General features: G+C 54.5%; 22 protein-coding genes. 21 read left to right on the top strand and 1 reads right to left on the bottom strand.

The genetic code is table 11. The features are described 5' to 3' along the window. The first annotated feature begins 255 nt into the window (after window positions 1-255). From sdhC to sucD, 8 genes are all read left to right on the top strand, one after another. Window positions 256-660 carry a succinate dehydrogenase cytochrome b556 subunit gene (gene sdhC / locus IPZ49_RS02770; RefSeq protein WP_026080740.1) on the top strand — a complete coding sequence of 135 codons (405 nt, stop codon included), beginning with the start codon at window positions 256-258 and terminating at the stop codon, window positions 658-660. Then, window positions 654-1,001: a succinate dehydrogenase membrane anchor subunit gene (gene sdhD, locus IPZ49_RS02765; protein WP_003858621.1), complete on the top strand. Its 348-nt coding sequence runs from the start codon at window positions 654-656 to the stop codon at window positions 999-1,001. Before sdhC ends, sdhD begins: the two co-directional genes overlap by 7 nt. After that, on the top strand, window positions 1,001-2,767 hold the full coding sequence (sdhA, locus tag IPZ49_RS02760) for a succinate dehydrogenase flavoprotein subunit (RefSeq protein ID WP_003858619.1): 1,767 nt from the start codon (window positions 1,001-1,003) through the stop codon (window positions 2,765-2,767). Before sdhD ends, sdhA begins: the two co-directional genes overlap by 1 nt. 15 nt (window positions 2,768-2,782) lie before the next feature. After that, entirely contained in the window at window positions 2,783-3,499 is a 717-nt protein-coding gene (locus tag IPZ49_RS02755; protein WP_063146879.1) for a succinate dehydrogenase iron-sulfur subunit, read from the top strand. Between the two features lie 238 nt (window positions 3,500-3,737). Next, window positions 3,738-6,545: a 2-oxoglutarate dehydrogenase E1 component gene (gene sucA / locus IPZ49_RS02750; RefSeq protein ID WP_022647462.1), complete on the top strand. Its 2,808-nt coding sequence runs from the start codon at window positions 3,738-3,740 to the stop codon at window positions 6,543-6,545. Window positions 6,546-6,559: 14 nt separating this feature from the next. After that, entirely contained in the window at window positions 6,560-7,786 is a 1,227-nt protein-coding gene (gene odhB / locus IPZ49_RS02745) for a 2-oxoglutarate dehydrogenase complex dihydrolipoyllysine-residue succinyltransferase (RefSeq protein WP_023299612.1), read from the top strand. A gap of 96 nt (window positions 7,787-7,882) precedes the next feature. After that, window positions 7,883-9,049 carry an ADP-forming succinate--CoA ligase subunit beta gene (sucC, locus tag IPZ49_RS02740; protein ID WP_022647464.1) on the top strand — a complete coding sequence of 389 codons (1,167 nt, stop codon included), beginning with the start codon at window positions 7,883-7,885 and terminating at the stop codon, window positions 9,047-9,049. After that, window positions 9,049-9,918, top strand: a complete 870-nt coding sequence (gene sucD / locus IPZ49_RS02735; RefSeq protein WP_006809578.1) for a succinate--CoA ligase subunit alpha — start codon at window positions 9,049-9,051, stop codon at window positions 9,916-9,918. The genes sucC and sucD overlap by 1 nt, the downstream gene beginning before the upstream one ends. 86 nt (window positions 9,919-10,004) lie before the next feature. On the opposite strand, the gene IPZ49_RS02730 is transcribed toward sucD, so the two are convergent. Continuing rightward, entirely contained in the window at window positions 10,005-10,721 is a 717-nt protein-coding gene (locus tag IPZ49_RS02730) for a GntR family transcriptional regulator (protein WP_022647465.1), read from the bottom strand. Window positions 10,722-10,893: 172 nt separating this feature from the next. Between IPZ49_RS02730 and mngA the strand changes: the two genes are divergently transcribed. From mngA to cpoB, 13 genes are all read left to right on the top strand, one after another. Beyond that, window positions 10,894-12,810 (top strand): PTS 2-O-a-mannosyl-D-glycerate transporter subunit IIABC, encoded by a 1,917-nt coding sequence (gene mngA / locus IPZ49_RS02725; protein WP_063929510.1) that lies wholly within the window; start codon window positions 10,894-10,896, stop codon window positions 12,808-12,810. A gap of 23 nt (window positions 12,811-12,833) precedes the next feature. Then, window positions 12,834-15,470: a mannosylglycerate hydrolase gene (mngB, locus tag IPZ49_RS02720; protein WP_045308834.1), complete on the top strand. Its 2,637-nt coding sequence runs from the start codon at window positions 12,834-12,836 to the stop codon at window positions 15,468-15,470. 681 nt (window positions 15,471-16,151) lie between these two features. Beyond that, the gene (cydA, locus tag IPZ49_RS02715) at window positions 16,152-17,720 is read left to right on the top strand and encodes a cytochrome ubiquinol oxidase subunit I (protein ID WP_023299615.1); all 1,569 of its coding nucleotides are present in this window, start codon (window positions 16,152-16,154) and stop codon (window positions 17,718-17,720) included. 15 nt (window positions 17,721-17,735) lie between these two features. Continuing rightward, on the top strand, window positions 17,736-18,875 hold the full coding sequence (gene cydB, locus IPZ49_RS02710) for a cytochrome d ubiquinol oxidase subunit II (RefSeq protein WP_022647469.1): 1,140 nt from the start codon (window positions 17,736-17,738) through the stop codon (window positions 18,873-18,875). Between the two features lie 14 nt (window positions 18,876-18,889). After that, window positions 18,890-19,003: a cytochrome bd-I oxidase subunit CydX gene (cydX, locus tag IPZ49_RS02705; RefSeq protein ID WP_014169181.1), complete on the top strand. Its 114-nt coding sequence runs from the start codon at window positions 18,890-18,892 to the stop codon at window positions 19,001-19,003. Continuing rightward, window positions 19,003-19,293: a cyd operon protein YbgE gene (gene ybgE, locus IPZ49_RS02700; protein WP_193762832.1), complete on the top strand. Its 291-nt coding sequence runs from the start codon at window positions 19,003-19,005 to the stop codon at window positions 19,291-19,293. Before cydX ends, ybgE begins: the two co-directional genes overlap by 1 nt. Before the next feature lie 148 nt (window positions 19,294-19,441). Continuing rightward, on the top strand, window positions 19,442-19,846 hold the full coding sequence (gene ybgC / locus IPZ49_RS02695; RefSeq protein ID WP_003858593.1) for a tol-pal system-associated acyl-CoA thioesterase: 405 nt from the start codon (window positions 19,442-19,444) through the stop codon (window positions 19,844-19,846). Then, on the top strand, window positions 19,843-20,535 hold the full coding sequence (gene tolQ, locus IPZ49_RS02690; protein ID WP_022647470.1) for a Tol-Pal system protein TolQ: 693 nt from the start codon (window positions 19,843-19,845) through the stop codon (window positions 20,533-20,535). Before ybgC ends, tolQ begins: the two co-directional genes overlap by 4 nt. 3 nt (window positions 20,536-20,538) lie before the next feature. Further along, window positions 20,539-20,967, top strand: a complete 429-nt coding sequence (tolR, locus tag IPZ49_RS02685) for a colicin uptake protein TolR (protein ID WP_003858589.1) — start codon at window positions 20,539-20,541, stop codon at window positions 20,965-20,967. A gap of 28 nt (window positions 20,968-20,995) precedes the next feature. Then, on the top strand, window positions 20,996-22,249 hold the full coding sequence (gene tolA / locus IPZ49_RS02680) for a cell envelope integrity protein TolA (protein ID WP_023299616.1): 1,254 nt from the start codon (window positions 20,996-20,998) through the stop codon (window positions 22,247-22,249). Window positions 22,250-22,378: 129 nt separating this feature from the next. Further along, the gene (gene tolB / locus IPZ49_RS02675; RefSeq protein ID WP_022647472.1) at window positions 22,379-23,671 is read left to right on the top strand and encodes a Tol-Pal system beta propeller repeat protein TolB; all 1,293 of its coding nucleotides are present in this window, start codon (window positions 22,379-22,381) and stop codon (window positions 23,669-23,671) included. 34 nt (window positions 23,672-23,705) lie between these two features. Next, window positions 23,706-24,227, top strand: a complete 522-nt coding sequence (gene pal, locus IPZ49_RS02670; protein ID WP_003858578.1) for a peptidoglycan-associated lipoprotein Pal — start codon at window positions 23,706-23,708, stop codon at window positions 24,225-24,227. Between the two features lie 9 nt (window positions 24,228-24,236). Further along, window positions 24,237-25,025 (top strand): cell division protein CpoB, encoded by a 789-nt coding sequence (cpoB, locus tag IPZ49_RS02665; protein ID WP_003858574.1) that lies wholly within the window; start codon window positions 24,237-24,239, stop codon window positions 25,023-25,025. Window positions 25,026-25,205 lie beyond the last annotated feature (180 nt).

Here is a 25,205-nt window from a genome sequence, read left to right as displayed (position 1 = left end):
AAGATGTTGTTATCGTGACCCCGATCACTGTTCCAGAGAAAACCCAACAAACTGTATGTAGGTTAATTGTAATGATTTTGTGAACGGCCTATACTGCCGCCAGGTCTCCGGAACACCCTGCAATCCCGAGCCACCCAGCGTTGTAACGTGTCGTTTTAGCATTTGGAAGCAATGTTTTGCATGACGCGCAGTTATAGAAAAGGAACGCTGTCTGACCCGCATCGCAGTCCGGAGGAAGGAAACAATAAGAACAGCATGTGGGCGTTATTCATGATAAGAAATGTGAAAAAACAAAGACCTGTCAATCTGGATCTCAAAACGATCCGATTCCCTGTAACAGCAATAGCGTCCATTCTGCACCGTGTTTCTGGTGTGATTACGTTTGTGGCGGTTGGTATCTTGCTGTGGTTACTGGGAACCAGCCTCTCATCTCCTGAAGGATTCCTCCAGGCCTCAGCCATCATGAACAGCTTCTTCGTGAAATTTATCATGTGGGGCATTCTGACCGCGCTGGCCTATCACGTGGTTGGCGGCGTTCGCCATATGCTGATGGACTTTGGCTACCTGGAAGAGACGTTCGAGGCCGGTAAACGTACCGCTAACATTTCATTTGTGATCACTGTCGTGCTTTCACTTCTCGCAGGAGTTCTCGTATGGTAAGCAACGCCTCCGCATTAGGACGCAACGGCGTACATGACTTCATCCTGGTCCGCGCTACCGCCATCGTCCTCACGCTCTACATCATCTATATGATCGGTTTCTTCGCCACTAGCGGCACACTGACGTGGGAAATCTGGAGTGGTTTCTTCGGATCGGCCTTCACCAAAGTGTTCACCCTGCTGGCCCTGTTCTCCATCCTTATTCATGCCTGGATTGGCATGTGGCAGGTGTTGACCGATTACGTTAAACCGCTGGCGATTCGCCTTCCGCTGCAACTGATTATTGTTGTTGCTCTGCTGGTTTACGTCATTTATGGATTTGTTGTGGTGTGGGGTGTGTAATGAAACTGCCAGTCAGAGAATTTGATGCTGTTGTGATTGGTGCGGGTGGCGCAGGTATGCGCGCCGCACTGCAAATTTCCCAGAGCGGCCAGACCTGTGCGCTGCTCTCTAAAGTATTCCCGACCCGTTCCCACACTGTGTCTGCGCAGGGCGGTATCACCGTTGCGCTGGGTAATTCCCATGAAGATAACTGGGAATGGCACATGTACGATACGGTAAAAGGTTCCGACTACATCGGCGACCAGGATGCCATCGAATATATGTGTAAAACCGGCCCGGAAGCGATTCTGGAGCTGGACCACATGGGTCTGCCGTTCTCCCGTCTGGAAAATGGCACCATCTATCAGCGTCCGTTTGGCGGCCAGTCGAAAAACTTCGGCGGCGAACAGGCGGCACGTACCGCAGCAGCGGCTGACCGTACCGGTCACGCTTTGCTGCACACCCTTTATCAGCAAAACCTGAAAAACCACACCACCATCTTCTCCGAGTGGTATGCGTTGGATCTGGTGAAAAACGCCGATGGCGCGGTGGTGGGTTGTACCGCACTGTGCATTGAAACCGGTGAAGTGGTCTATTTCAAAGCGCGCGCAACCGTGCTGGCCACCGGCGGCGCAGGCCGTATCTATCAGTCCACTACCAACGCCCACATCAACACCGGTGACGGCGTTGGGATGGCTATCCGCGCTGGCGTGCCGGTGCAGGACATGGAGATGTGGCAGTTCCACCCAACCGGTATCGCCGGTGCGGGCGTGCTGGTGACAGAAGGCTGCCGTGGTGAAGGTGGCTATCTGCTGAACAAACATGGCGAGCGCTTTATGGAGCGTTATGCCCCGAATGCGAAAGACCTGGCGGGTCGTGACGTGGTGGCGCGTTCCATCATGATCGAAATCCGTGAAGGCCGCGGCTGCGACGGCCCTTGGGGCCCGCACGCGAAGCTGAAACTCGACCATCTGGGTAAAGAAGTGCTGGAATCCCGTCTGCCGGGCATTCTGGAACTGTCCCGCACCTTCGCCCACGTCGACCCGGTAAAAGAGCCGATTCCGGTTATCCCAACCTGTCACTACATGATGGGCGGTATTCCGACCAAAGTGACCGGTCAGGCGCTGACCGTGAACGAGCAGGGTGAAGACGTGGTCATCCCTGGTCTGTTCGCGGTAGGCGAAATTGCCTGCGTATCCGTGCACGGCGCAAACCGTCTGGGCGGCAACTCCCTGCTGGACCTGGTGGTATTTGGCCGTGCGGTGGGGCTGCATCTCCAGGAATCTATTGCCGAGCAGGGCGCGTTGCGTGATGCGACCGACGACGAAATTGATGCCTCTCTTGAGCGCCTCAACCGCTGGAATGGCAACCGTAACGGCGAAGATCCGGTAGAAATCCGTAAAGCGCTGCAAGAGTGTATGCAGCACAACTTCTCGGTATTCCGTGAAGGTGACGCGATGGCCAAAGGGCTGGAGCAACTGAAAGCGATCCGCGAGCGTCTGAAGAATGCCCGTCTGGACGATACCTCGAGCGAGTTCAACACCCAGCGCGTTGAGTGCCTGGAGCTGGATAACCTGATGGAAACCGCGTTCGCGACCGCGATGTCGGCAAACTTCCGTACCGAAAGCCGTGGCGCCCATAGCCGCTTCGACTTCCCGGATCGTGATGACGAAAACTGGCTGTGCCATTCCCTGTATCTGCCAGAGTCGGAAACCATGACGCGTCGTAGCGTTAACATGGAACCGAAACTGCGTCCGGCGTTCCCGCCGAAGATTCGTACTTACTAATGCGGAGACAGGATAATGAAACTCGAATTCTCAGTTTATCGTTATAACCCGGATGTAGACGATGCTCCGCGTATGCAGGATTACACCCTCGAAGCGGAAGAAGGTCGTGACATGATGCTGCTGGATGCTTTAATCCAGCTGAAAGAAAAAGATCCTACGCTGTCGTTCCGCCGCTCCTGCCGTGAAGGGGTATGTGGCTCTGACGGTGTAAACATGAACGGCAAAAACGGTCTGGCCTGTATCACGCCAATTTCAGCGCTACAGCGTGCAGGCCAGAAAATTGTCATCCGTCCTCTGCCTGGCCTGCCGGTCGTGCGTGATTTGGTGGTGGACATGGGGCAATTCTATGCACAATATGAGAAGATTAAGCCTTACTTATTGAATAATTGGCAAAATCCACCCGCTCGCGAGCACTTACAGTCGCCTGAGCAGCGTGAAAAACTCGATGGGTTGTACGAGTGTATTCTCTGTGCATGCTGTTCAACGTCATGCCCGTCATTCTGGTGGAACCCGGATAAATTTATCGGCCCTGCGGGTCTGCTGGCTGCCTATCGCTTCCTGATCGACAGCCGCGATACCGAAACCGAGAATCGTCTGGAAGGGTTAAGTGACGCTTTCAGCGTATTCCGCTGCCATAGCATCATGAACTGCGTCAGTGTGTGTCCTAAGGGGCTGAACCCGACGCGCGCCATCGGCCATATTAAGTCGATGTTGTTGCAGCGCAGTGCGTAAGTAACAACGCCGGATGGCGCTGCGCTTATCCGGCCTACGTAACAGTAGGCCCGGTAAGCGTAGCGCCACCGGGCAAATTGCAGAAACCTTTAAAAACTGCCCTGAAGTTTAGACAGTTTCTAAAGGTTCCTTCGCGGGCCAAATGAAAAGAGCTCGCAGGTGAACCCCGGCACGTACACGTGGTGTGCGTGGTAGTTTCTACGGCGAAAGTAAGCATAAAAATGCTTAAGGGATCACGATGCAGAACGGCGCAATGAAAGCCTGGCTGGACTCTTCTTACCTCTCTGGTTCAAACCAGAGCTGGATAGAACAGCTCTATGAAGACTTCTTAACCGATCCTGACTCAGTGGACGCAAACTGGCGTTCCATGTTCCAGCAGTTGCCTGGTACAGGGGTCAAACCGGATCAATTCCATTCAAAAACACGTGATTATTTCCGTCGTCTGGCGAAGGATGCCTCACGTTACTCTTCTGCGATTTCCGACCCTGACACCAATGCGAAGCAGGTAAAAGTCCTGCAGCTTATCAACGCTTATCGCTTCCGTGGTCACCAGCATGCGAATCTCGATCCGCTGGGACTGTGGCAGCAGGAACGTGTAGCGGATCTCGATCCGGCTTATCACGATCTGACCGAGGCCGATTTCCAGGAAAGCTTTAACGTAGGTTCCTTTGCCATCGGCAAAGACACGATGAAACTGGGCGATCTGATTGATGCGCTCAAGCAAACCTACTGCGGCTCCATCGGCGCGGAATATATGCACATTACCTCCACCGAAGAGAAACGCTGGATCCAGCAGCGTATCGAATCCGTGGCGGGTCACGCGAATTTCTCAGCAGACGAGAAAAAACGTTTCCTGAGCGAACTGACGGCAGCCGAAGGCCTTGAGCGCTATCTGGGCGCGAAATTCCCGGGCGCAAAACGCTTCTCACTGGAGGGCGGCGATGCGTTAGTCCCGATGCTGAAAGAGCTGATTCGTCATGCCGGTAAGAGCGGCACGCGCGAAGTGGTGCTGGGCATGGCGCACCGTGGCCGTCTGAACGTGCTGGTTAACGTGCTGGGTAAAAAACCGCAGGATCTGTTCGACGAATTTGCGGGTAAACATAAAGAGCACCTCGGCACCGGTGACGTGAAGTATCACATGGGCTTCTCGTCAGATATCGAAACCGAGGGCGGTCAGGTTCACCTGGCGCTGGCGTTTAACCCGTCGCACCTGGAAATCGTCAGCCCGGTGGTTATCGGTTCCGTGCGTGCGCGTCTGGATCGTCTGGACGAGCCGAGCAGCAATAAAGTGCTGCCAATCACCATTCACGGTGATGCGGCAGTCACAGGGCAGGGCGTGGTTCAGGAAACCCTGAACATGTCGAAAGCGCGTGGTTATGAAGTGGGCGGTACCGTTCGCATCGTAATCAACAATCAGGTGGGCTTCACCACCTCTAACCCGCTGGATGCGCGTTCTACCCCGTACTGCACCGACATCGGTAAAATGGTTCAGGCGCCAATCTTCCACGTAAACGCGGATGACCCGGAAGCCGTTGCTTTCGTTACCCGTCTGGCGCTGGACTTCCGTAACACCTTTAAGCGCGACGTGTTCATTGACCTCTTCTGCTACCGCCGTCACGGCCACAACGAAGCGGATGAGCCAAGTGCAACCCAGCCGCTGATGTACCAGAAAATCAAAAAACACCCGACGCCGCGTAAAATCTATGCTGACAAGCTGGAAAGCGAAAAAGTGGCGACGCTGGAAGATGCGACCGAAATGGTCAATCTTTATCGCGACGCGCTGGACGCGGGTGAATGCGTGGTCAAAGAGCTGCGCCCAATGAACATGCACTCCTTTACCTGGTCGCCGTACCTCAACCACGAGTGGGACGAGAGCTACCCGAACAAGGTTGAGATGAAGCGTTTGCAGGAGCTGGCTAAACGCATCAGCACCGTGCCGGAAGCGATCGAGATGCAGTCCCGCGTGGCCAAGATCTATGGCGACCGCCAGGCCATGGCGGCGGGTGAAAAGCTGTTCGACTGGGGCGGCGCGGAAACGCTGGCCTATGCGACGCTGGTTGACGAAGGTATTCCGGTTCGTCTGTCCGGTGAAGATGCGGGTCGTGGCACCTTCTTCCACCGTCATGCGGTTGTACACAACCAGTCTAACGGTTCAACCTATACTCCGCTTCAGCACGTGCATAACGGTCAGGGCCAGTTCAAGGTCTGGGACTCCGTGCTGTCAGAAGAAGCGGTTCTGGCCTTCGAATACGGCTACGCCACCGCAGAACCTCGCACCCTGACTATCTGGGAAGCGCAGTTCGGTGACTTCGCCAACGGTGCGCAGGTCGTCATCGACCAGTTCATCTCCTCCGGTGAGCAGAAGTGGGGCCGTATGTGTGGTCTGGTGATGTTGCTGCCGCACGGCTATGAAGGGCAAGGGCCGGAGCACTCCTCCGCGCGTCTGGAGCGTTATCTGCAACTCTGCGCCGAGCAGAACATGCAGGTCTGCGTGCCGTCCACCCCGGCTCAGGTGTACCACATGCTGCGTCGTCAGGCGCTGCGCGGTATGCGCCGTCCGCTGGTGGTCATGTCGCCAAAATCCCTGCTGCGTCATCCGCTGGCGGTTTCGAGCCTGGATGAACTGGCTAACGGCACCTTCCTGCCAGCCATCGGTGAAATTGACGAGCTGGATCCGCAGGCCGTTAAGCGTGTCGTAATGTGTTCTGGTAAGGTTTATTACGACCTGCTGGAACAGCGCCGTAAGAACGATCAGAAAGATGTCGCCATCGTGCGTATCGAGCAGCTTTATCCGTTCCCGCATCAGGCGATGCAGGAAGTGCTGAAACAGTACGCTCACGTTCATGATTTTGTCTGGTGCCAGGAAGAGCCGCTCAACCAGGGCGCATGGTATTGCAGCCAGCATCATTTCCGTGAAGTGATTCCATTTGGGTCTGCCCTGCGTTATGCAGGTCGCCCGGCCTCCGCCTCTCCGGCGGTAGGGTATATGTCCGTTCACCAGAAGCAGCAACAAGATCTGGTCAATGACGCGCTGAACGTCGATTAATTAAAGGATACATAATGAGTAGCGTAGATATTCTTGTTCCCGACCTGCCTGAGTCCGTAGCAGATGCAACCGTCGCCACCTGGCACAAAAAACCAGGCGACGCGGTAACCCGTGACGAAGTGCTGGTAGAAATCGAAACTGACAAAGTGGTACTGGAAGTACCGGCTTCAGCGGATGGCATTCTGGATGCAGTCCTGGAAGACGAAGGTACGACCGTGACTTCTCGCCAGATCCTGGGTCGCCTGCGTGAAGGCAACAGCGCGGGCAAAGAGTCCAGCGCGAAATCTGAAGAGAAAGCGTCTACCCCAGCCCAGCGCCAGCAGGCGTCTCTGGAAGAGCAAACCAATGACGCGCTCAGCCCGGCGATCCGTCGCCTGCTGGCTGAGCACAGCCTCGATCCGGCAGCCATCAAAGGTACCGGCGTGGGTGGCCGTCTGACTCGCGAAGATATCGACAAGCATCTGGCAAAAGCGCCTTCAGAGGCGAAAGCGGAAGCGAAAGCCCCTGCGGCAGCACCAGCGGCACAGCCAGCTCTGGGCGCACGTAGCGAAAAACGCGTGCCGATGACCCGCCTTCGCAAGCGCGTGGCCGAGCGTCTGCTGGAAGCGAAAAACTCCACCGCGATGCTGACCACCTTCAACGAAGTCAACATGAAGCCAATCATGGACCTGCGCAAGCAGTACGGTGACGCGTTTGAAAAACGTCACGGTATCCGTCTGGGCTTCATGTCCTTCTACGTGAAAGCGGTAGTTGAAGCGCTGAAACGCTACCCGGAAGTGAACGCGTCTATCGATGGCGATGACGTGGTTTACCACAACTACTTCGACGTCAGCATGGCGGTTTCTACCCCACGTGGCCTGGTCACCCCGGTTCTGCGTGATGTGGACACCCTGGGTATGGCTGACATTGAGAAGAAAATCAAAGAGCTGGCCGTGAAAGGCCGCGACGGCAAGCTGACCGTTGAAGACCTGACTGGCGGTAACTTCACCATTACCAACGGTGGCGTGTTCGGCTCGCTGATGTCTACCCCGATCATCAACCCGCCGCAGAGCGCGATCCTGGGTATGCACGCCATTAAAGATCGTCCAATGGCGGTAGACGGTAAAGTTGAGATCCTGCCGATGATGTACCTGGCGCTCTCATACGATCACCGCCTGATCGACGGCCGCGAGTCCGTAGGCTTCCTGGTTGCCATTAAAGAGCTGCTGGAAGATCCAACGCGTCTGCTGCTGGACGTTTAGTAACTATTTAGCATCACCTGCCCTGTAGGCCGGATAAGCGTAGCGCCGGTCTACAGGTTTGAAGATAACGATTACCCTGAAGGATGGATAGAACACATGAACTTACATGAATATCAGGCCAAACAGCTGTTTGCCAGGTCAGGCTTACCGGCTCCGGTGGGTTATGCCTGTACTACCCCGCGTGAAGCAGAAGAAGCCGCATCTAAAATCGGTTCCGGCCCGTGGGTAGTTAAATGTCAGGTTCACGCTGGTGGCCGTGGTAAAGCGGGCGGTGTGAAGGTTGTTAAGAGCAAAGAAGAGATCCGTGCGTTTGCTGAACATTGGCTCGGCAAGCGTCTGGTAACCTACCAGACAGATGCGAATGGCCAGCCGGTCAACCAGATCCTGGTTGAAGCGGCAACCGACATCGCGAAAGAATTGTACCTCGGCGCAGTCGTAGACCGTAGCTCCCGTCGCGTGGTGTTCATGGCATCTACCGAAGGCGGCGTGGAAATCGAAAAAGTGGCGGAAGAGACCCCGCACCTGATCCACAAAGTGGCAATCGATCCGCTGGCGGGCCCAATGCCTTACCAGGGACGTGAGCTGGCGTTCAAACTGGGTCTGGAAGGCAAGCTGGTTCAGCAGTTCACCAAGATCTTCATGGGGCTGGCGACCATCTTCCTGGAGCGCGATCTGGCGCTGATCGAGATCAACCCGCTGGTGATCACCACCCAGGGCGACCTGATCTGCCTCGACGGCAAGCTGGGCGCTGACGGCAACGCGCTGTTCCGCCAGGCGGATCTGCGCGAAATGCGCGACCAGTCTCAGGAAGATCCGCGTGAAGCGCAGGCTGCCCAGTGGGAGCTGAACTACGTGGCGCTGGATGGCAACATCGGCTGCATGGTTAACGGTGCGGGCCTGGCAATGGGCACCATGGACATCGTTAAGCTGCACGGCGGTGAGCCAGCGAACTTCCTCGACGTGGGCGGTGGCGCAACCAAAGAGCGCGTAACCGAAGCGTTCAAAATCATTCTCTCTGACAGCAACGTAAAAGCGGTTCTGGTGAACATCTTCGGCGGTATCGTACGTTGCGACCTGATCGCCGACGGTATCATCGGCGCGGTAGGAGAAGTGGGCGTTAACGTTCCGGTTGTTGTACGTCTGGAAGGGAATAACGCTGAACTCGGCGCGAAAAAACTGGCTGACAGCGGCCTGAATATTATTGCAGCGAAAAGTCTGACGGATGCAGCTCAGCAGGTTGTTGCCGCAGTGGAGGGGAAATAATGTCCGTTTTAATTAATAAAGATACCAAGGTTATCTGCCAGGGCTTCACCGGTAGCCAGGGGACTTTCCACTCCGAACAGGCGATTGCCTACGGTACGCAGATGGTTGGCGGCGTAACGCCAGGTAAAGGCGGCACCACGCACCTGGGCCTGCCGGTGTTCAACACCGTGCGTGAAGCAGTAGAAGCGACGGGCGCAACCGCGACCGTGATCTACGTTCCAGCGCCGTTCTGCAAAGACTCTATTCTGGAAGCGATCGACGCAGGCATTAAGCTGATCATCACCATCACCGAAGGCATCCCGACGCTGGATATGCTGACCGTGAAGGTGAAGCTGGACGAAGCAGGCGTGCGCATGATCGGTCCGAACTGCCCAGGCGTTATCACCCCGGGCGAATGCAAAATCGGCATCATGCCGGGCCACATTCACAAACCGGGCAAAGTGGGCATCGTGTCCCGTTCCGGTACCCTGACCTATGAAGCAGTTAAGCAGACCACCGATTACGGCTTCGGCCAGTCCACCTGCGTGGGCATCGGCGGTGACCCGATCCCAGGCTCTAACTTCATCGACATCTTGAAGCTGTTCCAGGAAGATCCACAGACCGAAGCGATCGTGATGATCGGTGAGATCGGTGGTAGCGCGGAAGAAGAAGCGGCTGCTTACATCAAAGATCATGTGACCAAGCCGGTGGTGGGTTACATCGCGGGTGTGACCGCGCCGAAAGGCAAACGTATGGGTCACGCGGGTGCGATTATCGCTGGCGGTAAAGGTACGGCTGATGAGAAATTCGCAGCACTGGAAGCCGCAGGCGTGAAAACCGTTCGCAGCCTGGCGGATATCGGTGAAGCACTGAAATCCATCATTAAGTAAGTCCTCTCTGCTCCCCGAATGGGGCGCGTTGAAGTATAAAAAAATGTCCGTTTCGACATGGTTGGCCGCTGTAAAGCGGCCTTTTTTTATTGCCTGCGTTTAGCCACCAGAGTGAATTTATAGTCGTCGGTGTTAAACACGTTGCGACTGTATTCAAATACCCGGCCGTCTTTAAGGAAGCCGCGGGAAACTTTTTCAAGAATTGGTTTTGCCGGATCGAGCGCCAGGGCGGCAATCGCCTCGTCCGATGGCATGACTGGCACCAGCTCCTGCTCGCTGCGATCGATAACCAGCTTTTTGACCTGCTCAATGTAATGGTATTTCGACTGTTCCATCACTTCCCAGGTGAGGTCGGGGAACATCGCCAGCGGCATCCATGTCTCTTCCAGATTCACCGGCTTTTCCCTGATGAAGCGTACGCGCTTGACGTGCCAGACCTTATCATCCGGATTGAGCGCCAGTTTTGCCGCGAGCCGCTCATCGGCTTTCACCACTTCGAAGACGCTGACGTCGCTGTGCGTATCAACGTTGCGATCCGCCAGTTTTTCGTAAAAGCCGGTAAGCTGATAAATATCGTAATTCACCCGCTCCTCTTTTACATACGAGCCGCTGCCCTGAATGCTTTCGATGATCTGCTCGTCGGCGAGCAGCTTCAAAGCCTGCCGCACGGTGACACGGCTAACGTTAAATGCCTCCTGAAGGCTGGATTCCGTCGGCAGCGCGTCTCCGGGTTTTAATTCCCCGGCGTTAATCTTCTCGCGGAACGCATCGGCGATCTGCCGGTACATCGGTTTATTGCCCATTGTGGTTACGCCTTTTTAATACCTTTTTAGGGGAATTATGCCTTCAGTGACTGATTTGTAAATAATACAAATTAAATACAAATATCGTTGTTAGTGAAAATGATCACATAAATGTATTATCCAGTCTGCCACAATCCTCCCCAGACAATAACTTTGGATAGGTGAGGATCTTATGAACCTGACGACTCTGACCGACCCCCGTGCTGTCTGCGTGCAGGCGCAGTTTACCAGCCGTGATGAGGCAATCCGTCAGCTTGCGACGCGGCTGGTAGCGTTGGGCAAAATAGCCGACGCCGATACGTTTCTGGCAGAGGTTTTCCATCGCGAATCGCTTGGCCCGACGGCGCTGGGCGAGGGGCTGGCCGTACCCCATGGTAAATCAGCGGCAGTAAAGGAAGCGGCTTTTGCCGTGGCAACACTGCGCGAGCCGCTGGTCTGGGAAGGCGTGGACGGACCGGAGGAGGTCGAGCTGATTTTTTTGCTCGCCATTCCTCCCGCACAAGCGGGATCAACGCATATTCAGGTGCTGACGGAACTGACGTCCCGCCTGGCGGATGACGATCTCAGGGCGCACGTGATGACGGCGACCAGCGCGGAAGCGGTGCTTGCTGCGCTGGAAACGGCGCCTGAGGCGCAAGAAACCGCCGTCGCAGAGAATGCCCCGACGATCGTCTGCGTTACCGCCTGTCCGGCCGGGATCGCCCATACCTACATGGCAGCGGAATATCTCGAAAAAGCGGGACGTAAGCTCGGCGTCAATGTAGTGGTCGAAAAGCAGGGGGCAAACGGTATTGAGGGGCGCATCACCGCGCAGCATTTGCAGGAGGCAAAAGCGTGTATCTTCGCGGCGGAAGTGGCGATCAAAGAGCGTGAGCGTTTTCAGGGGATCCCCGCCATTTCCGTGCCCGTCGCGGAACCCTTGCGCCATGCGGAAGCGCTCATTGAGCGTGCGCTGGCGCTACAGCCTGTATCCGATGCGCGTCCTGCGCACGTCGACACGGACGCGAAAAAGTCCGTTAAAACCGAACTCAAGCAAGCGCTGCTCAGCGGTATCTCCTTTGCGGTGCCGCTGATCGTCGCTGGCGGCACGGTGCTGGCCGTGTCGGTACTGCTGGCGCAAATCCTGGGCTTGCAGCACCTGTTCGATCAGGAAAACTCGTGGCTGTGGATGTACCGCAAACTGGGCGGTGGGATGCTCGGCATTCTGATGGTCCCTGTTCTGGCGGCCTATACCGCTTACTCGCTGGCGGATAAACCTGCGCTTACGCTGGGCTTTGCGGCGGGCCTTGCCGCCAATATGATCGGCTCCGGCTTTCTGGGGGCCATCGTCGGCGGGCTGATTGCGGGCTACCTGATGCGCTGGGTGAAAAACCACATCCGGCTGAGTAGCCGCTACAACGGCTTTCTGACCTTTTATCTCTATCCGGTGATTGGCGTACTGGGCGCAGGCAGCCTGATGCTGTTTGTGATCGGCGAACCGGTGGCCTGGATCAATAACGCTCTGACCGCCTGGCTTAATGGTCTCTCCGGCGCGAACGCGCTGCTGCTGGGGGCGATCCTGGGCTTTATGTGCTCGTTCGATCTGGGCGGTCCGGTCAACAAAGCCTCTTACGCGTTCTGTCTGGGCGCGATGGCCAACGGCGTATACGGGCCTTATGCGATCTTCGCCTCCGTCAAAATGGTTTCGGCCTTTACCGTGACGGCATCAACGATGCTGGCTCCGAATCTGTTTAAACAGTTCGAAATTGAGACCGGCAAATCCACCTGGCTGCTGGGGCTGGCGGGCATCACCGAAGGGGCAATTCCGATGGCTATCGAGGATCCGTTGCGAGTCATCGGCTCATTTGTTCTGGGGTCAATGGCGACCGGAGCGATTGTCGGAGCGATGGGTATTGGGCTCTCCACCCCGGGCGCGGGCATTTTCTCTCTCTTCTTACTGCATGATGCCGGGCTGGGCGGCGTGATAGCCGCTGCCGGCTGGTTTGGCGCCGCGCTGGTGGGCGCCGCAATCTCTACGCTCATTTTACTGCTCTGGCGACGCCAGGCCGTGAAGAGCGGTACCTACGTGACTGAAGACATACCATCCTAAACACGCACTGACAGGAAACGAAGATGAAAGCTGTATCTCGCGTTCATATCACGCCACATATGCACTGGGACCGGGAGTGGTACTTCACCACCGAAGCGTCACGTATTCTTCTGGTCAATAATATGGAAGAGATCCTCACCCGTCTTGAGCAGGACGCAGAGTATAAATACTACGTTCTCGACGGCCAGACGGCGGTGCTGGAAGATTATTTTGCCGTGAAACCGGAAAACAGGCCACGCGTGAAGGCGCTGGTGGCGGCCGGGAAGCTGATTATCGGGCCGTGGTATACCCAGACGGACACCACCCTTGTCTCCGGCGAGTCGATTGTGCGCAATCTGATGTACGGCATGCGCGACTGTCTGGCCTTTGGCGAGCCGATGAAAATTGGCTATCTGCCGGACTCCTTCGGCATGTCTTCCCAGCTGCCACACATTTACAACGGTTTTGGCATCACGCGCACCATGTTCTGGCGCGGGTGTTCCGAGCGGCACGGTACCGATAAAACCGAATTTCTCTGGCAAAGCCAGGACGGCAGCGAAGTGACGGCACAGGTGCTGCCGCTGGGCTACGCGATTGGTAAGTACTTACCGGAGGATGAAGCCGGACTGCGCAAACGGCTCGACAACTACTTCGAGGTGCTCGAAAAAGCCTCCGTGACGAAAGAAATTTTGCTGCCTAACGGCCATGATCAGATGCCGCTCCAGCAGAACATATTTGCGGTGATGGATAAGCTGCGCAAAATCTATCCGCAGCGTCAGTTTGTGATGAGCCGCTTCGAGGAGGTGTTTGACCATATCGATGCGCACCGCGATGAACTGGCGACGCTGAAAGGGGAATTTATTGACGGTAAATATATGCGGGTGCACCGGACGATCGGCTCCACGCGGATGGACATCAAAATCGCCCACGCCCGGATAGAGAATAAAATCGTCAACGTCCTTGAGCCGCTGGCTACGCTTGCCTGGACGCTGGGCTTTGACTATCACCACGGCTTGCTGGAAAAAATGTGGAAAGAGATCCTCAAGAATCACGCCCACGACAGTATCGGCTGCTGCTGCAGCGATAAAGTGCATCGCGAGGTGATGTCACGCTTTGAGCTGGCGGAAGACATGGCTGATAACCTGACGTGCTTCTATATGCGCAAGATTGTCGACAACATGCCGCAGAGCGAGGAAGACAAACTGGTGATGTTTAACCTCACGCCCTGGCCGCGTGAGGAAGTGATTAACACCACGATACGTCTGCGCGCCAGCCAGTTCCGCCTGTTGGACGAAAAGGGAAATGAAATCCCTTATTATCTCCGCAGCGCGCGTGAGATAGACCCCGGGCTGATTGACCGGCAGATAGTGCATTACGGCAACTACGATCCCTTCATGGAGTTTGACATCCAGCTCAACCAGATCCTGCCATCTATGGGTTACCGCACGCTCTATATCGAGCCGCACGTGGCCGGCAAACTGCAGACGCCAGATAAATCGCCGGAGGCGTTACTGGAAAATGCTTTCTGGGAAGTAACGTTAAACGAGGACGGTACTTTGCGTCTGCTCGATAAAGCGTCCGGGCTTATCTATGACCGCGCGCTGGAAATTGAAGAGAGCTCGGATGATGGCGATGAGTACGACTACTCGCCTTCACGGGAAGAGTGGAGACTCTCTTCCGCGCAGGGCGAACATGAGGTTGAGGTGATCCACGAGGCCTGGCAGAGCAGGGCGGTGATCCGCCATCGAATGGCGGTGCCAGCGGATCTCGCTGAACGTTCTGCGCGTCAGCAGACGGGAACGCTTGAGGCAGAACTCACGGTCACGCTCAGCCATAACAGCCGACGTATCGACGTCGAGGCACGTCTCGGAAATCACGCGGATGACCACCGTGTGCGGGTGCTGATCCCGACACCATTCACCACAGAGACGGTCTTAGCCGATACCCAGTTTGGTTCGCTGACGCGCCCTGTACAGGATGAAGCGATGGCAGACTGGCAGGAGGAGGGATGGAAGGAAGCGCCGCTGCCGGTGTGGAATCTGCTCAACTACGCGGTGCTCCAGGAACGGCGTAACGGGATGGCGCTATTTACCGAAGGGTTGCGCGAATTTGAAGTAACAGGTGAGCGTCAAAACACGTTTGCCCTGACGTTGCTTCGCGGCGTCGGGTTGCTTGGGAAGGAAGACTTACTTCTGCGCCCTGGCAGACCGTCCGGGATCAAAATGCCGGTGCCTGATTCGCAGATGCGGGGCCAGTTAACCTGTCGCTTTAGCCTGTTCAGTTTTAATGGTACGCCCGTCAGTGCTGGCGTTGCGCAGCAGGCGAAGTCGTGGTTAACGCCAGTGCACTGTTATAACAAAATTCCGTGGGATGCGATGAAGCTTAACCGTGCCTCTTTCACCACACCCTGTAGCTATAGCCTGCTAACGCTGGCGCCTAACGGATGTGTACTCAGTGCGCTGAAAAAAGCGGAGGATCGTGACGAGATGATTCTTCGTCTGTACAACCCTTCGGAGACCCGCTCCAGTGACGTGGCTTTGTCTGTGAACCGTGAGGTCCAGGCCTGTTGCGAAACGGACATGAATGAGGTGTGCAAAGCGCAAGGGGAGGAGGGCTCAGCCATTACGGGGCCTTTCCGGCCAGGCCAGTCACGCACCTTCAGCATAAAAATTGAAAGGTAATCTCAAGAACAATATCAAGGCCGCATCCCCTGCGGCCTTTATTTCATCAAATAGTCACCAAATGGTGTTAATTTTAAGATTAGCGAAGGTGAATGAAATGTAATCTTTTAGGCGGGTAGTAAAACGAAAGAAAAATACTGTGAAGCGGATAACATTATATGTTTCTCTCCCTGCAAAAAGGTCTTTTTTCACACGCGTTAATAAAAATCACAACTGTTTATATTATCTTCTGGCTTTTATAACCATTAATGCCTTTAAATATACATGTTATTAACAAGGTTTTTACTATCCATATCACAAAGAAACATCATTAACAGTACCGGCTGTTTTTGATTTAAATCAATGTTTAATCCTTGGAAAAAGGCTCCAAAAGGCGTTAAATTGTTCCCGATCAAAATGGCCGAAAAGTGGTAATTTTGCTATAAATTGATCGCCGTCGAAAAACGTAAATCTGTTCGAATAAAAACCTGTTTATTGTAAGGGTTTTGCAGCGTATTATATTTACGGGATCAATTTGGTTTTTTCTTAACGTATTTGTAACCTTTCATCATTGCTTTTTCCTCCTGTAGAGAATAAGCAACGAAGAAGGGAAGCAGATAACTTTGTATTGGGGCATGCGTGTGGATCCTTATCTAACGGGGTTCACTCTCGGAGTCTTCATGCGATGAGCAAGGAGTCATAATGTTAGACGTAGTCGAACTGTCGCGCTTACAGTTTGCCTTGACCGCGATGTACCACTTCCTTTTTGTGCCGCTGACGCTCGGTATGGCGTTCCTGCTGGCCATCATGGAAACGGTTTACGTCCTCTCCGGCAAACAGATTTATAAAGATATGACCAAGTTCTGGGGCAAGTTGTTTGGTATCAACTTTGCGCTGGGCGTGGCAACCGGTCTGACCATGGAGTTCCAGTTCGGGACAAACTGGTCTTACTATTCCCACTATGTAGGGGATATTTTCGGTGCGCCGCTGGCCATTGAAGGTCTGATGGCCTTCTTCCTCGAATCCACCTTTGTAGGTCTGTTCTTCTTCGGTTGGGACCGTCTGGGTAAAGTCCAGCATATGGCGGTAACCTGGCTGGTGGCATTAGGCTCCAACTTGTCCGCACTGTGGATCCTGGTGGCGAACGGCTGGATGCAAAACCCAATCGCATCTGATTTCAACTTCGAAACCATGCGTATGGAGATGGTCAGCTTCGCTGAGCTAGTCCTGAACCCGGTTGCCCAGGTTAAATTCGTGCACACCGTGGCGTCTGGCTATGTGTGCGGCGCGATGTTCGTGCTGGGCATCAGCTCCTACTATATGCTGCGCGGCCGTGACTTCGCGTTCGCCAAGCGTTCTTTCGCTATCGCAGCAAGCTTCGGTATGGCCGCGATTCTGTCCGTTATTGTTCTGGGTGATGAATCCGGTTACGAAATGGGTGACGTGCAGAAAACCAAACTCGCCGCAATTGAAGCTGAATGGGAAACCCAGCCGGCACCGGCAGCGTTTACCCTGTTCGGCGTGCCTGACCAGGACGCGCAGGAAAACCGCTTCGCCATTCAAATTCCTTACGCTCTGGGTATTATCGCCACGCGCTCCGTCGACAAACAGGTGACTGGCCTGAAAGATCTGATGGTGCAGCATGAAGAGCGTATCCGTAACGGGATGAAAGCCTACTCGCTGCTGGAACAGCTGCGCGCCGGCTCTACCGACCAGGCCGTTCGCGATCAATTTAACGACGTGAAGAAAGACCTCGGTTACGGTCTGCTGCTGAAACGCTATACCCCGAACGTCTCCGACGCGACGGAAGCGCAGATTCAGATGGCAACCAAAGACTCTATTCCACGCGTTGCGCCGCTGTACTTCGCGTTCCGCATCATGGTGGGTTGCGGCATTATCATGCTGCTGATCATCGCGGCCTCGTTCTGGTCAGTCATTCGTAACCGTATCGGTGAGAAAAAATGGCTGCTGCGCACCGCGCTGTACGGTATCCCACTGCCATGGATTGCTATCGAGTCCGGCTGGTTTGTTGCGGAATATGGCCGTCAGCCATGGGCGATCGGTGAGGTGCTGCCAACAGCGGTAGCGAACTCCTCCCTGACCGCAGGCGACCTGATCTTCTCCATGCTGCTGATTTGCGGTCTGTACACCCTGTTCCTGGTGGCTGAACTGTTCCTGATGTTCAAGTTCGCGCGCCTTGGCCCAAGCAGCCTGAAAACCGGTCGCTACCACTACGAGCAGTCTGTTACGACTACTCAGCCGGCACGCTAAGACAGGAGTCATCAAATGATCGATTATGAAGTATTGCGTTTTATCTGGTGGCTGTTGATCGGCGTTCTGCTGATTGGTTTTGCGGTCACCGATGGTTTCGATATGGGCGTGGGCATGCTCACCCGTTTCCTCGGTCGTAATGACACCGAGCGTCGAATCATGATCAACTCCATCGCCCCGCACTGGGACGGTAACCAGGTGTGGCTGATCACCGCAGGCGGCGCGCTGTTCGCTGCCTGGCCGATGGTCTACGCGGCTGCGTTCTCCGGCTTCTATGTGGCGATGATTCTGGTGCTGGCCTCTTTATTCTTCCGTCCGGTAGGTTTTGACTACCGCTCCAAGATTGAAGACACCCGCTGGCGTAACATGTGGGACTGGGGCATCTTCATTGGTAGCTTCGTTCCACCGCTGGTCATTGGTGTGGCGTTCGGTAACCTGTTACAGGGCGTACCGTTCCACGTCGACGAATATATGCGTCTGTTCTACACCGGTAACTTCTTCCAGCTGCTGAATCCGTTTGGTCTGCTGGCGGGCGTGGTGAGCGTGGCGATGATCATCACCCAGGGCGCAACCTATCTCCAGATGCGTACCGTGGGTGAACTACACCTGCGTTCCCGTGCGACCGCTCAGGTGGCGGCGCTGGTGACGCTGGTCTGCTTCGCGCTGGCAGGCGTGTGGGTCGTGTACGGTATTGATGGCTACGTGGTGACCTCCGCCATTAACCATACCGCACCGTCTAACCCGTTGACCAAAGAGGTGGCGCGTCAGGCTGGCGCATGGCTGGTGAACTTCAACAATATGCCTGCGCTGTGGGCTATCCCTGCTCTGGGTGTGCTGCTGCCACTGCTGACAGTGTTAATGTCTCGTCTGGAGAAAGGCGCTATGGCGTTCGTGTTCTCTTCCCTGACGCTGGCGTGCATTATCCTGACGGCAGGTATTGCTATGTTCCCATTCGTGATGCCATCCAGCACCATGATGAATGCTAGCCTGACCATGTGGGATGCAACGTCCAGCCAGTTGACGTTGAACCTGATGACGTACGTTGCTTGCGTGTTCGTGCCGATTATCCTGCTCTACACCGCCTGGTGTTACTGGAAAATGTTCGGTCGCATCACTAAAGAACATATCGAAAGCAACACCCACTCTATGTATTAAGTAAGGAGCTGAATATGTGGTATTTCGCATGGATTTTAGGGACGCTTCTTGCCTGTGCATTTGGTGTCATCACTGCCCTGGCGCTTGAGCATGTAGAAGCGTCTAAAGCAGGTGAAGATAAGCACTAATGAATATTATCGCAACGTTATATGCGGTAATGGACAAGCGCCCCCTGCGGGCGCTTTCCCTCATTATGGCATTACTGCTGGCGGGCTGTATCTTCTGGAACCCGTCGCGCTTCGCGGCTAAAACCAGCGAGCTTGAGATCTGGCACGGCTTCCTGATTATGTGGGCGGTGTGTGCAGGTGTGATTCACGGTGTCGGCTTTCGTCCGAAAGCGCTTCACTGGCAGGGCATCTTCTGCCCGCTGATTGCCGATCTGGTTCTTCTCGCCGGTTTGATTTTCTTCTTCTTCTGAATAAGAAATGTCCGTTAATGATATGGGCTTACCCGAGCCCATAAAAATTTACTCTCCGTTTACTTTCCCCCATTCCAAACCATCATTCCCGCGCGTATAGTAGCGAAGTTTGAAAGCTCCAACTTTTCTTGTATTACCGGGATGTAAAGTGAATACAACGCTGTTTCGATGGCCGGTACGTGTCTATTACGAAGATACCGATGCCGGTGGTGTGGTCTACCACGCCAGCTACGTTGCTTTTTATGAACGGGCACGCACAGAGATGCTGCGCCATCATCACTTTAGTCAACAGGTGCTGTTGGCTGAGCGAGTTGCCTTCGTGGTACGCAAGATGACGCTTGAGTATTTTGCGCCTGCCAGACTCGACGATATGCTCGAAGTCCAAACAGAAATTACATCAATGCGCGGAACTTCACTGGTTTTCACGCAGCGGATAGTCAATGCAGAGAACACGGTACTGAACTCAGCTGAAGTCCTGATTGTCTGTGTTGATCCAACCATAATGAAGCCTCGTGCGCTTCCTAAGTCTATTGTCGCGGAGTTTAAGCAGTGACTGACATGAATATCCTTGATTTGTTCCTGAAGGCAAGCCTTCTGGTTAAACTTATCATGTTGATTTTGATTGGTTTTTCAATCGCATCCTGGGCCATCATCATCCAGAGAACGCGTATCCTCAATGCCGCTGGCCGCGAAGCCGAAGCGTTTGAAGATAAGTTCTGGTCGGGTATAGAGCTTTCTCGTCTCTATCAGGAAAGCCAGGGACGCCGTGATAACCTTTCAGGCTCCGAACAAATTTTTTATAGTGGTTTCAAAGAGTTCGCTCGCTTACACCGTGCTAACAACCATGCGCCGGAAGCCGTGGTAGAAGGTGCGTCGCGTGCGATGCGCATCTCCATGAATCGTGAACTGGAAAATCTTGAAACGCATATTCCTTTCCTCGGTACCGTTGGCTCCATCAGCCCGTATATCGGCCTGTTTGGTACGGTGTGGGGGATCATGCACGCCTTTATCGCCCTGGGGGCGGTGAAGCAGGCAACCTTGCAGATGGTGGCACCGGGTATCGCAGAAGCACTGATCGCGACCGCAATCGGTCTGTTCGCGGCAATTCCGGCGGTAATGGCGTACAACCGTCTGAACCAGCGCGTGAATAAACTGGAACTGAACTACGACAACTTTATGGAAGAGTTCACCGCGATTCTGCATCGTCAGGCGTTTACCAGCACCGAGAGCAACAAGGGGTAAACCATGGCCAGATCGCGTGGACGAGGTCGTCGCGAGCTCAAGTCCGAAATCAATATCGTTCCGTTACTGGACGTGCTGCTGGTGCTGCTGCTGATCTTTATGGCGACAGCGCCCATCATCACCCAGAGCGTGGAAGTGGATCTGCCGGATGCGACAGAATCACAGGCGGTAAGCACCAATGACGATCCTCCGGTCATCATTGAGGTTTCCGGCGTAGGGCAGTACAGCGTGGTGGTCGAGAAGGATCGTATGGATCAGCTCCCCCCAGAGCAGGTTATTGCTGAAGCGCAACGACGCCTGGAGTCAAATCCGAAGACGGTCTTCTTAATCGGTGGTGCGAAAGACGTACCATATGATGAAATTATCAAAGCGCTGAACTTGCTACATAGCGCGGGCGTTAAGTCAGTTGGCTTAATGACTCAGCCTATTTGATCATCTGCGTAGTTTTTGGGAACCGATAGTGTCAAAGGCAACCGAACAGAACGACAAGCTTAAGCGAGCGATAATCGTCTCCGCAGTGCTGCACGTGATTCTTTTTGCAGCGCTGATCTGGAGTTCGTTCGATGAGCACATTGATGCATCGGGCGGTGGTGGAGGCTCATCCATCGACGCCGTCATGGTAGATCCCGGTGCGGTAGTGCAGAACTATAATCGTCAGCAACAGCAGCAGGCGAGCGCAAAACGCGCTGAAGAGCAGCGTGAAAAACAGGCGCAACAGCAGGCGGAAGAGCTGCGTGAAAAGCAGGCCGCCGAGCAGGAACGTTTGAAGCAGCTTGAGAAAGAGCGTTTGCAGGCGCAGGAAGCCGCGAAAGAGCAGGCGGAGCAGCAGAAACAGGCTGAAGCCGCAGCGAAGAAAGCGCAGGAACAGCAGAAGCAGGCGGAGGAGGCGGCAGCCAAAGCCGCAGCAGACGCTAAGGCGCAGGCAGATGCTCAGGCGAAAGTAGCCGCAGAAGCAGCGAAAAAAGCCGCTGCTGACGCGCAGAAGAAGGCCGAAGCAGAAGCCGCGAAGAAAGCCGCTGCTGATGCGAAGAAGAAAGCGGAAGCCGAAGCCGCGAAAAAAGCCGCTGCTGACGCACAGAAGAAAGCCGAAGCAGAAGCCGCGAAGAAAGCCGCCCAGGAAGCAGAGAAAAAAGCGGCCGCCGAAGCGGCGAAGAAAGCGGCTGCCGCTGAGAAAGCTGCGGCAGAAAAAGCCGCCGCTGCGGAAAAAGCCGCTGCTGATAAAAAAGCTGCAGCTGAGAAAGCCGCTGCCGATAAGAAAGCAGCAGCCGAAAAAGCCGCTGCTAAAAAGGCCGCTGCCGCTGAGAAAGCTGCCGCAGCCGCAGGAGTTGACGATCTGCTGGGCGACCTGAGTTCCGGTAAGAATGCACCGAAAACGGGCGGTGGGGCGAAAGGAAATGGACAGCCGTCAAAAGACAGCGGTACCTCCGGAGCCAACGGTGGGGCAACAGGTGCAGATATCAGTGCTTATGCCAAACAGATCCAGGTTGCGATTCAGAGCCGACTCTTTGATGCAGGCCTGTATCAGGGCAAGCAATGCGTACTGCACATCAATCTTGCGCCAGACGGCAGGTTGAAAAGCGTGACGTCTGAAGGGGGCGATCCTGCGCTCTGTCAGGCTGCGCTGGCCGCAGCCAGATCGGCGAACATTCCTAAACCGCCTAGCGAGGCTGTTTATGAAAGGATAAAAGATGCCAAACTGGACTTTAAGCTGTAATCAACTCTTCTAACGGAAGTATGAAAAACAGTCTATGGTCGTAAACAGGATAAGTAGTTTTGTCTATTTGGGTTTGTTAACATTCTGCTAAATTATCGTGGGTAAGGTTACCCAGATAAGGGAGATATGATGAAGCAGGCATTACGTGTAGCAGTTAGTTTTTTAATGCTGTGGGCAGCTGTACTGCACGCAGAAGTACGTATCGAGATCACCCAGGGGGTGGACTCGGCGCGTCCGATTGGTGTCGTTCCGTTCCAGTGGGCAGGCCCGGGCGCTGCGCCTGAAGATATTGGCGGCATTGTTGCAGCTGACCTGCGTAACAGCGGTAAATTTAACCCATTAGATCGTTCCCGCCTGCCTCAGCAGCCGGGTACTGCGCAGGACGTTCAGCCTGCTGCATGGTCTGCGCTGGGTATTGATGCGGTAGTTGTCGGTCAGGTTACGCCTGCACCAGACGGCGGCTATAACGTTGCGTATCAGCTGGTTGATACCGGCGGTGCGCCGGGTACCGTTCTGGCTCAAAACACCTATAAAGTGAACAAGCAGTGGCTGCGTTACGCAGGCCACACGGCGAGTGACGAAGTGTTTGAGAAGCTGACCGGTATTAAAGGTGCGTTCCGTACCCGTATCGCGTACGTGGTACAGACCAACGGCGGCCAGTTCCCTTATGAGCTGCGCGTCTCTGACTACGATGGTTACAACCAGTTCACCGTACACCGTTCACCGCAGCCGCTGATGTCTCCGGCATGGTCTCCGGACGGCTCTAAGCTGGCGTATGTGACCTTCGAAAGCGGCCGCTCCGCGCTGGTCATCCAGACGCTCTCTAACGGTGCTGTTCGTCAGGTTGCGTCATTCCCACGTCACAACGGTGCACCTGCGTTCTCTCCGGACGGTACCAAACTGGCGTTTGCCCTGTCTAAAACCGGTAGCCTGAACCTGTACGTAATGGATATTGGTTCTGGTCAGATCCGTCAGGTCACGGATGGTCGTAGCAATAACACTGAGCCAACCTGGTTCCCGGACAGCCAGAATCTGGCCTTTACGTCCGACCAGGCAGGTCGTCCACAAGTTTATAAAGTGAATATCAACGGCGGAGCAGCGCAGCGTATTACCTGGGAAGGTTCTCAGAACCAGGATGCTGACGTCAGTGCCGATGGTAAAACAATGGTAATGGTCAGCACTGCGGGTGGTCAGCAGCACATTGCCAAACAAGATCTGGTAACGGGAGGCGTACAAATACTGTCGTCAACGTTCCTGGATGAAACGCCAAGTCTGGCACCTAACGGCACCATGGTAATCTACAGCTCTTCTCAGGGGATGGGATCCGTGCTGAATCTGGTTTCTACAGATGGGCGTTTCAAAGCGCGTCTTCCGGCAACTGATGGACAGGTAAAATCACCTGCCTGGTCGCCGTATCTGTAATAATAATTAATTGATTACTAAAGGAATCTTAGAAATGCAACTGAACAAAGTGCTGAAGGGGCTGATGATCGCTCTGCCTGTTATGGCAATCGCAGCGTGTTCTTCTAACAAGAACGCAAGCAATGACCAGAGCGGCGAAGGCATGATGGGTGCCGGCACCGGTATGGACGCTAACGGCAATGGCAATATGTCTTCTGAAGAGCAAGCGCGTCTTCAGATGCAGCAGTTACAGCAGAACAACATCGTTTACTTCGATCTGGATAAATACGACATCCGTTCTGACTTCGCTGCGATGCTGGATGCGCACGCAAACTTCCTGCGTAGCAACCCGTCTTACAAAGTCACCGTAGAAGGTCACGCGGACGAACGTGGTACTCCGGAGTACAACATCTCCCTGGGTGAACGTCGTGCAAACGCTGTTAAAATGTATTTGCAGGGTAAAGGCGTTTCTGCTGACCAGATCTCCATCGTTTCTTACGGTAAAGAAAAACCAGCAGTACTGGGTCACGACGAAGCGGCTTACTCCAAAAACCGTCGTGCCGTACTCGTTTACTAAGAGAATTGCATGAGCAGTAACTTCAGACATCATCTGATGAGTCTGTCGTTACTGGTTGGAATAGCGGCCCCCTGGGCCGCTTTTGCTCAGGCACCAATCAGTAGTGTCGGCTCAGGCTCGGTAGAAGACCGGGTTACACAACTCGAGCGTATTTCTAATGCTCACAGCCAACTTTTAACTCAACTCCAGCAGCAGCTTTCCGATAACCAGAATGATATTGATTCCCTTCGTGGTCAGATCCAGGAGAGTCAGTATCAGCTTAATCAGGTTGTGGAGCGCCAGAAGCAAATTTTGTTGCAGATGGATAGCCTGAACAGTGGCGGAGCAGCAGCACAGCCAGCAGCAGGCGATCAAAGCGGTGCGGCAACGCCTGCACCTGCGGCAGATGCCTCCGCGTCGTCTGGTGCGCCTGTACAGAGCGGTGACGCGAATACGGACTATAACGCGGCCATTGCCCTGGTGCAGGATAAATCGCGCCAGGACGATGCTATCGTTGCGTTTCAGAACTTCGTTAAGAAGTACCCTGATTCCACTTACCAGCCAAATGCGAACTACTGGCTGGGTCAGTTGAATTACAACAAGGGTAAAAAGGATGATGCGGCGTTTTATTTTGCCTCTGTGGTGAAAAATTACCCGAAATCACCGAAAGCGCCTGATGCGATGTATAAAGTCGGCGTGATCATGCAGGACAAAGGCGACACTGCAAAAGCCAAAGCGGTTTATCAGCAGGTGGTTGCAAAATTCCCGGGTACAGACGGCGCCAAACAAGCGCAAAAACGTTTGAGTTCGATGGGTTGATTATCGCATGACCAGAAATCGCGTTATTTCTGGTCGTGCAGCATGATTCCTAAGCAGTTAAGTGATCTTCATCGAAATTTTTGTTGCGCAGAATTCTTAAATCAGTAATATATGCCGCCGTTGCCACGGGATATCAAACAACGTGAAAGCAGCGCAAAAGTGGGTCGTTAGCTCAGTTGG

Source organism: Enterobacter cloacae complex sp. S2 (assembly GCF_015159675.1).
GTDB lineage: Bacteria > Pseudomonadota > Gammaproteobacteria > Enterobacterales > Enterobacteriaceae > Enterobacter > Enterobacter intestinihominis.
The sequence above is the reverse complement of the archived record's forward strand: the minus strand, read 5'-3'. Positions and strand labels throughout refer to the sequence as shown.

What these genes read in the sequence shown, in the direction of transcription:
- sdhC (WP_026080740.1), top strand. Translation starts at nt 256, where the DNA reads ATGTGGGCGTTATTCATGATAAGAAATGTGAAAAAACAAAGACCTGTC.
- sdhD (WP_003858621.1), top strand. Translation starts at nt 654, where the DNA reads ATGGTAAGCAACGCCTCCGCATTAGGACGCAACGGCGTACATGACTTC.
- sdhA (WP_003858619.1), top strand. Translation starts at nt 1,001, where the DNA reads ATGAAACTGCCAGTCAGAGAATTTGATGCTGTTGTGATTGGTGCGGGT.
- IPZ49_RS02755 (WP_063146879.1), top strand. Translation starts at nt 2,783, where the DNA reads ATGAAACTCGAATTCTCAGTTTATCGTTATAACCCGGATGTAGACGAT.
- sucA (WP_022647462.1), top strand. Translation starts at nt 3,738, where the DNA reads ATGCAGAACGGCGCAATGAAAGCCTGGCTGGACTCTTCTTACCTCTCT.
- odhB (WP_023299612.1), top strand. Translation starts at nt 6,560, where the DNA reads ATGAGTAGCGTAGATATTCTTGTTCCCGACCTGCCTGAGTCCGTAGCA.
- sucC (WP_022647464.1), top strand. Translation starts at nt 7,883, where the DNA reads ATGAACTTACATGAATATCAGGCCAAACAGCTGTTTGCCAGGTCAGGC.
- sucD (WP_006809578.1), top strand. Translation starts at nt 9,049, where the DNA reads ATGTCCGTTTTAATTAATAAAGATACCAAGGTTATCTGCCAGGGCTTC.
- IPZ49_RS02730 (WP_022647465.1), bottom strand. Translation starts at nt 10,721, where the DNA reads ATGGGCAATAAACCGATGTACCGGCAGATCGCCGATGCGTTCCGCGAG.
- mngA (WP_063929510.1), top strand. Translation starts at nt 10,894, where the DNA reads ATGAACCTGACGACTCTGACCGACCCCCGTGCTGTCTGCGTGCAGGCG.
- mngB (WP_045308834.1), top strand. Translation starts at nt 12,834, where the DNA reads ATGAAAGCTGTATCTCGCGTTCATATCACGCCACATATGCACTGGGAC.
- cydA (WP_023299615.1), top strand. Translation starts at nt 16,152, where the DNA reads ATGTTAGACGTAGTCGAACTGTCGCGCTTACAGTTTGCCTTGACCGCG.
- cydB (WP_022647469.1), top strand. Translation starts at nt 17,736, where the DNA reads ATGATCGATTATGAAGTATTGCGTTTTATCTGGTGGCTGTTGATCGGC.
- cydX (WP_014169181.1), top strand. Translation starts at nt 18,890, where the DNA reads ATGTGGTATTTCGCATGGATTTTAGGGACGCTTCTTGCCTGTGCATTT.
- ybgE (WP_193762832.1), top strand. Translation starts at nt 19,003, where the DNA reads ATGAATATTATCGCAACGTTATATGCGGTAATGGACAAGCGCCCCCTG.
- tolR (WP_003858589.1), top strand. Translation starts at nt 20,539, where the DNA reads ATGGCCAGATCGCGTGGACGAGGTCGTCGCGAGCTCAAGTCCGAAATC.
- tolB (WP_022647472.1), top strand. Translation starts at nt 22,379, where the DNA reads ATGAAGCAGGCATTACGTGTAGCAGTTAGTTTTTTAATGCTGTGGGCA.
- pal (WP_003858578.1), top strand. Translation starts at nt 23,706, where the DNA reads ATGCAACTGAACAAAGTGCTGAAGGGGCTGATGATCGCTCTGCCTGTT.
- cpoB (WP_003858574.1), top strand. Translation starts at nt 24,237, where the DNA reads ATGAGCAGTAACTTCAGACATCATCTGATGAGTCTGTCGTTACTGGTT.